Source organism: Corynebacterium camporealensis, from assembly GCF_000980815.1.
GTDB classification, from domain to species: domain Bacteria; phylum Actinomycetota; class Actinomycetes; order Mycobacteriales; family Mycobacteriaceae; genus Corynebacterium; species Corynebacterium camporealense.
Map to the genome: position 1 here is coordinate 901,130 of NZ_CP011311.1, position 12,768 is coordinate 913,897.

The following is a 12,768-nucleotide window of genomic DNA, read 5'->3' on the forward strand; positions in this document are numbered from 1 at the left end:
CCCCACAAGGGGAGAGGCCCTCTATTCGTCTTAGGAGATGGTCTCCTTCAAATGCTCCTCACGCAGCGGGAGCAGCAAAATCAAGGCGATAACTGCCATTGGCACCATCAGTGCGATAACTGGAGTCAGGCCGTAGTTGTAGGAATTTAAGATGGCGTCGCGGATGGCATCGGGAAGCATGGTGACTGCTTCTGGAGTCAGCGAGTTAGCCGCGCCACCGGAGTTGAACTTCTCGATGTACGGTGCCGCCTCCGGACCCATCTGCGCGAAAGCCTCCGGCAGGCGAGTGCTCATTTCATCCTGCATGTTGTGGATGAACAGCGAACCAACCAGGGAAGCACCCAGTGCAGAACCAATCTGGCGGAAGAAGTTATTCGCCGCGGTTGCGGTACCGACCAGTGCAATCGGGAAGGTGTTCTGGACAATCAGGACCAGCACCTGCATGACCATGCCCAGGCCGAGGCCAAAGATGTAGAACTCCACGCCCAGCTGAACCAGCGAGGTATCCACGGTCAGGCGCGACATCCAGATCAGTGAACCGGTCACAATCGCCAATCCGATAATTGGGTAGATCTTGTAGCGACCGGTGCGGGAAATGATGAAGCCAATAACAGTCGAGGTACCGATCATGCCGACCATCATCGGAATCATCATCAGACCAGCTTCGGTCGGGGTGAGCATGTGCACCATCTGCAGGTAGGTCGGCATGTAGCCGAGGACGCCGAACATCGCCAAGCCCAGCACAGTGCCCGACAGAGTGGTCAGCACCATGTTGCGGTGGCGGAACAGGTTCATCGGGATCAGCGGCTCGAGCGCACGCTTTTCGACGAACACAGTCGCAATCGCCCCCAGCACCGTCACCGCACCCAGCGACATGATGACCGAAGAATTCCAGTCATATTCGGTACCGCCCCAGGTAGTCATGAGAATCAGCGAGGTGGTGGTAATCGCAATCAGGGTTGCGCCCAGCCAGTCGAAGCGGCGCATGTTACCTTCGCCTACCCGCAGGTTGAGAGCAAAGACACAAACCACCATGGCGAGGATGCCCAGCGGGATATTCATCCACAAGCCCCAGCGCCAGCCCGGACCGTCTGTGAACCAGCCGCCCAGTACCGGGCCAAGGACCGAAGATAGGCCGAAGACCGCGCCCATGATGCCCATGAATTTGCCGCGCTCACGAGAGCTCGTGACCTCTGCGACGATGGCCTGGGAGGAGATCATCATAAAGCCAGCGCCGAAGCCCTGGATGGCGCGGCCGGCGATGAGCAGGCCCATGCTATGGGCGAAACCGCCGAGTGCGGAACCAACAACAAAGACTGCGATACCGCCGATATACAGCCACTTGCGGCCCAGCATGTCACCGAGCTTGCCGGAAATCGGCATCGCGATGGTCATCGTGACCAGGAAGGCGGAGATGACCCAGCTCATCTGGTCCACACCGCCAAGTTCACCAACGATGGTGGGCAAAGCAGAGGAAAAAATCATCTGGCCCAGCGAACTCATCAGCATGGTGAGCACGAGGGCGCTGAAGACTAAGCCCAGGTTATGGGCACGTGCCGGTGGTTTAGTCGCAGTGGCTACCATGACAGTCCTTTCGCGTAGTTGGTGATGTGCTGGAGGGAATATTCGATTCTTTCGGTCAGCGGATCCTCGCAGTCGACATCGGGCGAGCCGAGTGCCAACCAGATGGCCTCACGAACGAGACCGGCGACAATCATCGCCTCGGTCTCCGCGTCGAGCTCCGGCAGCTTGCGTAGACTGCCATCCTGCTGGAGGCGCTGCGCGATAAGCTCCATGACCTCAGTGGTCTTCGCGCGTTTGCGATTCAGCGCTACCGCTGCCAGCTCGCTATCGCGGGCAATGCGGCGACGTCGTTGTGCGATTTCCGAGTTTTCGTGATGATCATCGACGTGCTGCTTCATCAGCTCGAGCGTCAACGAAATCGCATCGGTTGCTGGGGTGGTGAGGAACCACTCTTTTTGTGCTTGGTCGAAATCGAGACTTGGCGAACCTAAAACCGCCGTGTCTTTGGAGTCAAAGTAGTTAAAGAAGGTGCGGCGGGAAATCCCGGCCTTCTCGCAAATTTCCTCCACGGTTACCGAGGAAAAGCTACGCTCGTCGACCAACGCGGTCGCAGCGTCCTCGATATTCAGCCGCGTATCACGGCGTTTCTGCTCGCGCAGAGAAATATTCTGTTGCATAGCATGCAACTTTACACCTGGTGCAAGTTTGCATCTAGTGCAGAAAGGGTGATTTTAAGCAGGCGGATTTACTGCTGTGACCTACGCCTCCGGTTGCAACTCAGCGTTCACGATGACCTGGCTGTTTTCTTCATAACTGGCCTTGAGTCCCTCCGGGCTCCCCTCGAAAACCCACTGGCCGCCAGCCTGGCATTTCCGGTTCAGCGCCTCGCTCTCGAAGCTCACCCGATTGTCTTCCACCTCCGGCTGCGACAAAAAGACCTCGCACCCGCGCTGCGGATACGCCAAAATCCCGTGACTACCCGTCAGCGCTACCACGCCTGGCCATGGCTGTTCGCCTTCTTGGACGAACTCGCCGCTATAGGTTCCAATCAAATCCTCTGCCTGTTCCGGCGCCGCCACCGGAGTCCTTTCAACCGGCTCTTCTTCTGGCTCGCGGTTTAGCGCAATCAATGCCGCGGCCAACGCGGCAACTAACGCAATCACCAAGACTGCAACTCCGCCTCCGACCACCCAGCGGAAGCTCGTGCGCGATTCTTGGTACCTCTCAAAGGTGTTTTCAGGCATGCGGTCATTTTACCCGCGCCCTTCGCGCTCACCGAAAGCGTCATTTCCGCCCTAGAGCCGTTTCCCGTGACCGCGAAGGGCGCGCCACCCCTGTTCCCATTTCGTGCTCACCCCACCGAACCCTTCGCGCTCACCGAAATGACATTTTCAGAGTAAAACCTGTTTCTGGTGAGCGCGAAGGGTGCGGGGGGAGAAGCGGAAGGCATAAAACGACTAATGCCCCGGCCGAAGCCGGGGCAAAAGTGCGACGGATTAGAAGTTGTCGCGGTCGCGGTTGGTCATGGAGAGAACGTCGAGCTTCTCGTCGAGTTCTTCCTCGGTGAGGTTCTCACCGTCGACGAAGCCGAGGTCGATGACTGCCTCGCGGACGGTGATCTTCTCATGCAGAGCGTGCTTGGCGGCCTTAGCTGCGTTCTCGTAGCCGATGGCGGAGTTCAGCGGAGTCACGATGGAAGTGGAGGACTCAGCGAACTTCTTCATGCGCTCTTCGTTGGCCTCGATGCCGTCGACACACTTCTCAGCGAACACGCGAGAGGTGTTAGCCAGCAGGCGAGCGGACTCGAGGACGTTGCGAGCCATCATCGGGATGAAGACGTTCAGCTCGAAGTGGCCGTTAGCGCCACCGAAAGCAACGGCGGCGTCGTTGCCGATAACCTGTGCAGCAACCATGGTGGCAGCCTCCGGAATAACCGGGTTGACCTTGCCCGGCATGATGGAGGAGCCCGGCTGCAGGTCCTTGAGGTGAATCTCGGACAGGCCGGTCAGCGGGCCGGAGCCCATCAGGCGAATGTCGTTGGCGATCTTGTTCAGCGACACTGCGACAGAGCGCATTGCGCCGGAGAACTCGACCAGGCCGTCGCGGTTAGCCTGAGCCTCGAAGTGGTTGACGGCTTCCTTGAGCTCGGAAACACCGGTGAGGTTCTTCAGCTCTTCGGTGACCTTTGCACCGAAGTCAGCGGAGGTGTTCAGGCCGGTGCCGGTTGCGGTGCCGCCAATAGCCAGTTCGCCCAGACGTGGCAGGGTAGCCTCGATGCGTTCGATGCCGAGCTCGATCTGGCGAGCGTAGCCGCCGAACTCCTGGCCCAGGGTGACCGGGGTGGCGTCCATGAGGTGGGTACGGCCGGACTTCACAACGTCAGCGAACTGCTCAGCCTTTGCCTGCAGGGACTTGTGCAGAACCTTCAGGCCCGGGATGAGGTCGTTGACGGCAGCTTCGGTAGCAGCAACGTGGGTTGCAGTCGGGAAGGTGTCGTTGGAGGACTGGCCCATGTTGACGTGGTCGTTCGGGTGGACCTCAACGCCGTCCTTGTCAGCCAGCGAAGCGATGACCTCGTTGGTGTTCATGTTGGACGAGGTGCCGGAGCCGGTCTGGAAGACGTCGATCGGGAAAGAATCGTTGTAGGTGCCTTCAGCGATAGCCTTGCCAGCCTTGATGATGGCGTCAGCCTTCTCTGCATCCAGAGCGCCGGAGTCCTTGTTGACCTGTGCGCAGGCAGCCTTCAGCAGGCCGAGGGCGCGGATCTGCTGAGCTTCGAGGCCGCGGCCAGAAATCGGGAAGTTTTCGACTGCACGCTGGGTCTGTGCACGCCACAGGGCGTCGGCCGGAACCTTTACTTCGCCCATGGTGTCGTGTTCGATGCGGTACTCGGTCATGTAGTAATCACCTTTGTTGGTAGTAGGGGAAATCGTTCCATCCAGTATGCCAAAGTTGGCGGTTTCTTAGACGCTCTTTACTGGGTCGGAGTAGTCGACAACGGAGTACTCCTGCAGCTTGGCCAGCTTGTGGATGGAGTCGACGTAACGGATGGTGCCGGACTTCGAGCGCATCACCAGCGAACGGGTGGTGGCACCGGAGCTGCGGTAGGAGACACCGCGCAGCATGTCACCGTTGGTCACACCGGTTGCAGCGAAGTAGCAGTTGTCAGAAGAAACCAGGTCATCGGTGGTCAGGACCTTGTCCAGGTCGTGGCCGGCCTCGCGAGCCTTGGAGGCTTCCTCTTCATCCTTCGGCCACAGCTTGCCCTGGATTTCGCCGCCCATGCACTTCATAGCGCAGGCGGTGATGATGCCCTCTGGGGTACCGCCGATGCCCATCATCATGTCGATGGAGTTGGAATCCTGGCACGTAGCGATAGCGCCAGCAACGTCGCCGTCCATAATCAGGCGAACCTTTGCGCCAGCTTCGCGGATTTCGGAGATGAGCTGCTCGTGGCGCGGGCGGTCCAGCACCACGACGGTCAGGTCGGTCGGGCGCAGGCCCTTGACCTTAGCGACGGAGTCGATGTTCCAGGCAACAGATTTGGTGATGTCGATGTGGCCGACAGCATCCGGGCCGACAGCAATCTTTTCCATGTAGAACACTGCAGAAGGGTCGTACATGGTGCCGCGCTCAGCAGCAGCGATGACGGAAATAGCGTTCGGGCGGCCCTCCGCCATCAGGCGGGTGCCGTCGACCGGGTCCACCGCAATGTCCATGGCGGCGCCTTCGCCGTTGCCGACTTCCTCGCCGTTGTACAGCATCGGAGCCTCGTCCTTTTCGCCTTCGCCGATGACCACAACGCCCTGCATGGCCACGGAGTTGATGAGCTGACGCATCGCATCGACTGCTGCGCCGTCACCCTCATTCTTCATGCCGCGGCCAACCCAGCGACCAGAAGCCAGGGCTGCGGCTTCGGTCACGCGAACCAGCTCCATCGCAAGGTTGCGATCAGGCAAATAAGAAGTTTTATCGGACATTGATTAAGGCTGCCTTCCTTATCGCGTATAGGGCCCTAGGTGATTCACCCGGGCACAGTGACAGATCTATTCTTCCACTTTTCCGCGGTTAGTAGGTGGGATTTAGCCCCCGAAAGAAGGTGGTTTGGGCAGACGTGAAATAATCGTCGCGTGGCTAAGGAAAGCAAACCCAAGATCTTTGAAGGCGGCAAGGACATGTTGTTGTCCCTTGGCGTCACGGTTCTCGCGATGCTGGCGGTAGTCGGCGCAACCGGCCTGTGCACCATTAATCCGGAAACGCAGCAGGGGCCGGTGCAAGATGTCGACGAGCAGACCTTCTTCGAGATGGAATCCCGCGCCGGGGATCAGGTCATCCGCAGCCCGCAGATGCCCGAAGGCTGGGAGGCTAATGCCGCTCGCCGCGCGCCGCTGGCAGGGGAGAATTCCGCTGTGGTTTCGTGGCTGACTCCGAACGATGGTTTCGTCGAGTCCCGCCAGACGCAGGTGCCTGTCGATGACGCCATCGAGGCTTTCGATCCGAACTACCGCCCCGAAGAATCCACGCGGGAGATTGCAGGTCACGAAGTCCGCATCTTAGAAGCCGACGATCCCGAAATTCGTCCCCTGTGGGCTACTGATTTAGGCGATGCCCGCCTGCTGATTTCTGGTTCTGCCAGCGACGATGAATACGTTGCTGCCATTGAGGCATTCATCGCCGCGGACCCGCTGCAGCCAGAGGCTTAGCGGAAAATAACCTCGGTAAGCTCCTCGTCTTTGGTGATGGAGAGGTTGCTGGGGGCATCGGAAAGCAGTGCGTCGATGTCCTCATCGCTGGCACCGGAGAGCCGCTGCTTGCCGACGAATACGTCCACCCGCTCCCGCTGCGACTTAGTAGGGCGAATGACAATCTCGCGCACCTTGTCGTCTGCGAAACGTAGGATGATAGAGGAGGAGAAGTAGGTGACTTCGTTATCGGTGGCGGTGTGCGCGGGGCCGAAGAACTCTTCGACCTGCTCACGGGTATCACCGAAGAAGATAGCGCCTGCCGATGCCGACTTCGACACAAAGTCCACGCGCTCGCCGGGGTAGCCGTAAATCTGCACTAGTTATCCTCTTCTTCCTGGTCATCTTTGTTGCCGATAGCTTCTTCCACGCGCTTAGCCGCACCATCGAGGTGATTTTCGCAGGCCTTGGCTAGTGCTTCGCCGCGCTCCCAGTACTTCAGGGACTCATCGAGGCTCATCTGGCCGAGCTCGAGAATCTTCACGGTCTCGATGAGCTCATCGCGAGCCTGCTCGTAGCTCAATTCTTCGACGGGCGGGAAAGCGTCCTGGCCTGTCTGACCGGAACCGAAAGTATCGTTAGTCATGATTCTCCTTGATTAATCTGCAGGTTGAGCGGCCATCGCGGCAGCGGCGACAGAGCCATCGGATACGCGAATGCGCAGCTGGGTTGCGGGCGGGGATTGCTTATACGAGGTCAGTACTTCAGGTTCGGAACCGTCGCGCTGTAAGACCTGCACGATGGAATAACCGCGCTCCAACGTTGCCGAAGGGCCGAGCGCAGAAACCTGTGAGCGCAGCGATGACACGCGCTGGGATTCGCGGTCGAGCTGATACGTAATCGACCGGCGCATCGATTCGCGCGCACGCTCTAATTCATCGCGGCGGTCGTTAATGGGTTTGAGCGGATCAGCAAGTACCGGGCGGGAGCGGACGTTGTCGAGTCCGCGCCTTTCGCGCTCAACCCAGGAGCGCAAGGCTTGGGCGGAGCGGGAGCGGGCTTCATCGATAAGCGCGTGCTCCTCGGCAGCAGAAGGAACGACGCGCTTGGCAGCATCGGTAGGCGTGGCGGCACGCAGGTCAGCAACATTGTCGAGGACGGGAGAGTCCGGCTCGTGACCAATGGCGGAAACCACCGGGGTGCCAGCGGCAGCCACGGCGCGCTGCAACGCTTCCTCAGAGAAGGGGAGGAGGTCCTCGACGGAACCGCCACCGCGGGCGATGATGATGACGTCGACCTCCGGGTCGGCATCGAGAGTCTGCAGCGCATCGATGACCTGCGGAACCGTGTTTGTACCCTGCACCGCGGTGTTGAGCACACGGAACTGCACGGCCGGCCAACGGTCCTGGGCTACGGCCATGACATCGCGCTCGGCTGCCGAACCACGACCGGTAATCAGGCCGACTTTCTTCGGTAGATAAGGCAAAGGGCGCTTGCGGGCGGGATCGAAAAGCCCCTCGCTGGCCAGCTGCTTGCGCAACATCTCAATGCGGGCAAGCAACTCACCCACGCCGACGTGGCGGATCTCCGTGGTCCACAGCGACAGCTCGCCGCGACCTTCATACAGCGCGGGCTTGCCATGGATGATGACGCGGTCGCCATCTTTGAGCGGCGTGGGAAGACCCAGCACCAACTGGGTTGGGCAGGTGAGCTTAATGGACTTTTCCTGCTCCACATCGCGCAACGTAATGTAGGAAAGTTTCCACGAACGCTTCACACTCAGCTGGGCAATCTGGCCCTCCACCCAGAGGAAACCGAGCCTTTCAATCCACCCTTTGACCTCTTTGTTTACCTTGCCTACCGGCCAGGGCGTATCCGGCGTGCTGACCGGGCTATTCATGCGTGATGTACCTCCCCGCACTTATCGATGCCGCATTTGCTCACCCATTCTATTGTTTTACGCCTGCTTTGGTTACTCTGGGGGACATGACTGATGCAGGCAAGAACGTTCTCCTCGCGGCCCCGCGCGGCTACTGCGCTGGCGTGGACCGCGCAGTGGAAACCGTGGAAAAGGCACTGGAAAAGTACGGCGCTCCGATTTACGTGCGCAAGCAGATTGTCCACAACCGTTACGTGGTCGAATCCTTAGCTGAGCGCGGCGTTATCTTCGTCGAAGAAGCCTCCGAGGCCCCTGAGGGTGCCCACCTGGTCTTTTCTGCTCACGGCATCTCGCCAGCTGTGCGCTCTGAAGCTAAAGAACGCAAGCAACTGACCCTGGATGCCACCTGCCCGTTGGTGACCAAGGTGCACAAGGAAGCCCAGCGCTTTGAGCGCGACGGCTACCACATCCTGCTTGTGGGTCACCAAGGCCACGAAGAGGTCGAAGGCACCGCCGGTGAGGCTCCGGACGTCACTCACCTCGTCGATGGTTTGGACGGCGTGGATAAGCTGCCGGACTTCCTTGACAACGAAAAGCTCATTTGGCTCTCCCAGACCACCTTGAGCGTGGATGAGACCATCCAGATCGTCAACAAGCTGCGTGAGCGCTTCCCGCACCTGGAGAACCCGCCGTCAGATGACATCTGCTACGCCACCCAGAACCGTCAGGAATCCGTTAAGGCGATCGCACCGAAGTGCGACCTGATGATCGTCGTGGGTTCGAAGAACTCCTCGAACTCTGTTCGCCTGGTCGAGGTTGCTCTCGAGGCCGGCTCCAAGGATGCTCATCTCGTCGACTTCGCTCGCGAAATCAACGACGACTGGCTCGAAGGCGTCCAGACCGTCGGCTTGACCTGTGGTGCTTCCGTTCCCGAGCTGCTCGTCCGCGAAGTCCTCGAATACCTCGACGAGCGCGGCTACTCCGACGTCGAACAGGTCACCACCTCCACGGAGACCATCACCTTCGCGTTACCGCGCGACCTGCGACCGGCTCGCACCTAAGGCGCAAACGTAACAGTTCGCACTAGGTATAGGTAAAGGCTCTGCCTCCTTTTGAATGGGGAGTGCAGAGCCTTTGGTGTTTCTGGCTTAATCGTCGTAAAGATTGTCGTTGAGCCGTGACGCGGGCTTTGAGTTGCCGCGGGATTCGGGCTCGCGGCGAACCGGAGTATCACCGGCACGGCGGTTTGGGTCCGGATGGTAGGGCTCGCGCTGGCGTGGTTCAGCGGCACGGTGGGCGGCTTGCTCCTTGCGGCGTTCCTCGCGGTCGCGTTCGCGCATGCGGACCGAACCACGTGGGCGCTGGGATGGCTTTTCCTTCTTTTCCTTGTCGCGTCGAGCCATCAGCTCGGCTACCGACAGTCGCTCAGCAGGGGAGGAGGCAGCGGCACGCTGGCGGGCGCGCATCGAGGTATCGCGATTGCGTTTGTCGGCTTCTGCTGCCTGACGACGCTTCGCCATCGCATCCGTATTCTCAGTCTGCGCGGTGTTCTTCTGACGCCACAGGCGCAGCAAGGCGATGATGATGGCGCCGATGACGGTCATCACGAGCGTCGGAAAGTGTTCCAGCGCAGGGAAAGCGGAGGAAAACAGTGCGGTCTTAGAAAAGGCTGACGCGCCTTCGGAAAGGTCCGAGCGAGTTATCAGCCATGCGGTGACGACAATAAGCGTCACGAAGAAAATGGGAACGCTGGCTACCAGGAGAAACAGGCCGCGGTGCTGCACCAACAAGGTGGCAGCCAGAGTGCCGATGATAAAGCACAGTGTAAAGGGCCACCCGATGCCGCCAGTGAGCAAGGACAGCATCATGCCGGTGAGCAGGGAAGCTACCACGGTGAGCAAGGCCTGGGGAAGAGACATCGCTGGAAGGCCGGAGCGCTTAGGCGCTGCGGCGGCATGATTCCTACTGGCATGAGACACGTCCGCAGATTCTACCTGCTGGAAGCTTCATTCCAGAACATAACGTGGCCCGAAAGTGCAGATTAATCGCTTTCTGCCTGCCGTGGCCAGGCATCGATAGGCTGCGGAATCTCCGGTTGCTTGTCGGTACGGGTGGGAATTTCCATCTCGTGTAGGCGCCGCGCGGTCACGCCCACGCGGGCATCGAGTGAGGACAACGTGGAGTTATAAGCCAGCACCGCCTTTTCCAAATGATTGCCGACCTTCCCGTAATGCTCATGCAAGGTATACAGCCGGGAGTACAGCTCCGAGCCAAGTTTTTGCACCTCACGGGCCTTGGCCGAGACATCTTCTTGGCGCCAGCCCAGTGCTACCGTTCGCAGCAGCGCAAAGAGCGTGGTCGGAGTGGCAATGACGATGTTGCGCTCAAATGCGAACTCCAACAAGTGCGGATCGACTTGTAATGCAGCGTCTAAGAAGGGGTCGGCCGGCATGAACAGCACGACGAATTCTGGAGTGGGGCTAAACGCGGTGATGTAGTCCTTGCTGGAGAGCTGCTGGACATGGTTGCGCACCAAATTGCAGTGGCGGCGCAGATAAGCAGCATGTTCTTCCGGGTCCTTGGTCTCTAATGCGTCGAGGTAAGAACTAAAAGGCACCTTCGCATCCACGACGATGTGGCGCCCGCCCGACAAGTTAATTACTAAGTCAGGACGGAAACGCTGGTCATCGGCATAGGCGGTAGCCTGCGGTTCAAAATCTACATGTTTGACCATGCCACCCAGCTCCACAATGCGCTCCAACTGAACTTCGCCCCAGCGTCCGCGCACATTCGGTGAACGCAACGCAGAGACCAAATCATCCGTGCGGTCAGTAAGTCGCGCCGAATTTCGCAACATTGCCTGTACCTGATTGTTCAGCGTGGCAGTGGACGTGGCCTGGTCCTCTTCCAATTCCTGAAGCTGGGCGCCCAGGCGGTCCATCGCCTTTTCCAGCGGAGCAAGCTCTGCTTGACGACGCTGCGACTCACTCAACGCACGATGCTCCTCACTGGGTTGTTGCCGCGCTGCTGCGTGAGCATGCGCCAGCCAGCCCAGCACGGCACCGACCGCGAGGCCAACAAAAAGCAAGAGCATGGGCAAGGTAGAAGTCATAGCTTCTACACTCGCACATGCTCTAGACATCTACGGGGCTAACGCGCGCCTAATTCGAACGTCCGTTCCAAATATTGCTGATTAAGTCTGCGGCGCGCTTCAGCGGCTGTTTACCACTGGGCTTGTCGTAATTATGCGGCGTGCCATCCATGTTGATTTTGCCGTCGAGGGATTCCGGCGAGCCATCGGCAGTAATGTCGTCGGCAGCACTGTCCGGCGCAGCGTAATCCGGCTGCTCGAGCCACAGCTCGCGCTTGTGTTCGCCTTGCTTTTCGGTATAGCGACCGACCAGATAACCGGCTACCGTAGCGAACTCGAGGTCGTTGGTGGTCGCCTCGCCAGATTGCAACTTCATCATGTCCTGGACGTAGCGGAACGCCACGGCAATCATCGCGGCTGCAGGCACAGCAAGGAACGCACCGACCAGGTTGAACAGTGCACCACCAACGGTCACAGACACCAGAACGATGACCGGATGCAGGTTCATAGCCTTGGACTGCAGCCATGGCGAGAGCACATTGCCCTCCAGCTGCTGGACCAGCAGCACCAGGCCCAAGACCAGCAGCGCCTCGGTAAAGCCGAGGGAGACCAGCGCAATCAGGACCGACAGCGCACCGGCGACGATGGCGCCGACGAAAGGAATAAAGCCTGCAATAAACGTGATGATCGCCAGGGCCATCGCCAGGGGCACGCCGATGAGGAAGAGGCCTAAGCCGATGAAGACGGCATCGATAAGCGAGACCAGTGCTTGGGCACGAATGAAACCGCCCAGGGTGTTCCAACCGCGGGTTAGAGCCTCAGTCAGGTGCCAGCCTGCGCGACGACCCGTCGCAGAACGCAGCCAGGGCAGGAAACGGTTGCCGTCTTTGAGGAAGAAGAAGGTCAACACAATCACGATGAACAACGTGATGACCAGGGAGGTCGCTGTGCTAATACCGCTAAAGACTGAACCAGCGATAGCGCCAGCCTGTTCCTGGAGCCAGGAAGCAATCTCGTCGATAAACCGCCCCATATCCTCAGAATCGAGGTTAAGTGGCGGGCCCTGCGCCCACAGCTGGAGGCGCTGAATGCCCTCCACTGTCTGCAGGTACAGCGACTGCGACTGACGCACGAAATCTGGAGCAATAAAGACGAACAGCGCGCCAATGGCACCGAAGAACGTCAGCAACGCAATCAACGCTGCGAGTGCTGCCGGCACCTTCATCTTGCGCATCCACCGCGCAAACGGAGCCAGCACCGTACAAATAATCAGTGCCAGCAGCATCGGCAGAATACCCTGCCAGAAGTTGCCCGCAAACTGGAAGACCACATAAAGCAGCAGGCAGATAATGATGAGGCGGATAGCCCACATCGAGGTACTCTTGATGACCTCGCCGACGACCACAGAGCGATCCACCTGATTTCCCGGCGGATGCGGTGAGACGTCCTCGAGGCTGCGGGTATCTACGTTCTCGTCGAACTTATCGCCCAAGGATGCTTCAGGCTGCTGATCGGAGGGGAGCTCCTCAGCATCCTTCTGGGCTTTCACAGGCTTCTGGGAATTCACCCCACCATCTTGCCTTAAAACTAAC

General features: G+C 59.3%; 13 protein-coding genes. 2 read left to right on the forward strand and 11 right to left on the reverse strand.

Annotation, left to right across the window (positions count from 1 at the left end):
• Nucleotides 1-30: 30 nt before the first annotated feature.
• The 5 genes from UL81_RS04280 to glpX all read right to left on the reverse strand — a co-directional run bounded on the left by UL81_RS04280 (nucleotide 31) and on the right by glpX (nucleotide 5,504).
• On the reverse strand, nucleotides 31-1,584 hold the full coding sequence (locus tag UL81_RS04280; protein WP_035105772.1) for an MDR family MFS transporter: 1,554 nt from the start codon (nucleotides 1,582-1,584) through the stop codon (nucleotides 31-33).
• Complete coding sequence (locus UL81_RS04285; protein ID WP_035105770.1) at nucleotides 1,578-2,201, reverse strand: TetR/AcrR family transcriptional regulator; 624 nt, start codon at nucleotides 2,199-2,201, stop codon at nucleotides 1,578-1,580. The genes UL81_RS04280 and UL81_RS04285 overlap by 7 nt, the downstream gene beginning before the upstream one ends.
• A gap of 81 nt (nucleotides 2,202-2,282) precedes the next feature.
• On the reverse strand, nucleotides 2,283-2,768 hold the full coding sequence (locus UL81_RS04290; protein WP_046453300.1) for a hypothetical protein: 486 nt from the start codon (nucleotides 2,766-2,768) through the stop codon (nucleotides 2,283-2,285).
• Nucleotides 2,769-3,020: 252 nt separating this feature from the next.
• Nucleotides 3,021-4,421 carry a class II fumarate hydratase gene (locus UL81_RS04295; protein WP_046453301.1) on the reverse strand — a complete coding sequence of 467 codons (1,401 nt, stop codon included), beginning with the start codon at nucleotides 4,419-4,421 and terminating at the stop codon, nucleotides 3,021-3,023.
• A gap of 66 nt (nucleotides 4,422-4,487) precedes the next feature.
• Entirely contained in the window at nucleotides 4,488-5,504 is a 1,017-nt protein-coding gene (gene glpX / locus UL81_RS04300; protein ID WP_046453302.1) for a class II fructose-bisphosphatase, read from the reverse strand.
• A gap of 150 nt (nucleotides 5,505-5,654) precedes the next feature.
• On the opposite strand from glpX, the gene UL81_RS04305 reads away from it, so the two are divergent.
• On the forward strand, nucleotides 5,655-6,227 hold the full coding sequence (locus UL81_RS04305) for a DUF4245 domain-containing protein (RefSeq protein WP_035105764.1): 573 nt from the start codon (nucleotides 5,655-5,657) through the stop codon (nucleotides 6,225-6,227).
• Here the strand turns inward: UL81_RS04305 and UL81_RS04310 are convergent.
• Genes UL81_RS04310 through xseA form a run of 3 tightly spaced genes read right to left on the reverse strand, consistent with a single transcriptional unit; the run spans nucleotide 6,224 to nucleotide 8,106 of the window.
• Nucleotides 6,224-6,586 (reverse strand): hypothetical protein, encoded by a 363-nt coding sequence (locus UL81_RS04310; RefSeq protein ID WP_035105762.1) that lies wholly within the window; start codon nucleotides 6,584-6,586, stop codon nucleotides 6,224-6,226. The two genes, UL81_RS04305 and UL81_RS04310, sit on opposite strands and share 4 nt — an antisense overlap.
• Nucleotides 6,586-6,852 carry an exodeoxyribonuclease VII small subunit gene (locus tag UL81_RS04315; protein WP_035105760.1) on the reverse strand — a complete coding sequence of 89 codons (267 nt, stop codon included), beginning with the start codon at nucleotides 6,850-6,852 and terminating at the stop codon, nucleotides 6,586-6,588. Before UL81_RS04315 ends, UL81_RS04310 begins: the two co-directional genes overlap by 1 nt.
• 12 nt (nucleotides 6,853-6,864) lie before the next feature.
• Entirely contained in the window at nucleotides 6,865-8,106 is a 1,242-nt protein-coding gene (gene xseA, locus UL81_RS04320; RefSeq protein WP_035105759.1) for an exodeoxyribonuclease VII large subunit, read from the reverse strand.
• A gap of 86 nt (nucleotides 8,107-8,192) precedes the next feature.
• On the opposite strand from xseA, the gene UL81_RS04325 reads away from it, so the two are divergent.
• Entirely contained in the window at nucleotides 8,193-9,146 is a 954-nt protein-coding gene (locus tag UL81_RS04325) for a 4-hydroxy-3-methylbut-2-enyl diphosphate reductase (protein WP_035105757.1), read from the forward strand.
• A gap of 87 nt (nucleotides 9,147-9,233) precedes the next feature.
• Here UL81_RS04325 and UL81_RS04330 read toward each other — a convergent pair whose 3' ends face one another.
• From UL81_RS04330 to UL81_RS04340, 3 genes are all read right to left on the reverse strand, one after another.
• A complete protein-coding gene (locus UL81_RS04330; protein WP_035105755.1) occupies nucleotides 9,234-10,064 on the reverse strand; it encodes a DUF6542 domain-containing protein in 831 nt (276 codons plus the stop codon).
• Between the two features lie 62 nt (nucleotides 10,065-10,126).
• The gene (locus UL81_RS04335) at nucleotides 10,127-11,197 is read right to left on the reverse strand and encodes a DNA recombination protein RmuC (protein ID WP_046453303.1); all 1,071 of its coding nucleotides are present in this window, start codon (nucleotides 11,195-11,197) and stop codon (nucleotides 10,127-10,129) included.
• 49 nt (nucleotides 11,198-11,246) lie between these two features.
• On the reverse strand, nucleotides 11,247-12,725 hold the full coding sequence (locus UL81_RS04340; RefSeq protein WP_046453661.1) for an AI-2E family transporter: 1,479 nt from the start codon (nucleotides 12,723-12,725) through the stop codon (nucleotides 11,247-11,249).
• Nucleotides 12,726-12,768 lie beyond the last annotated feature (43 nt).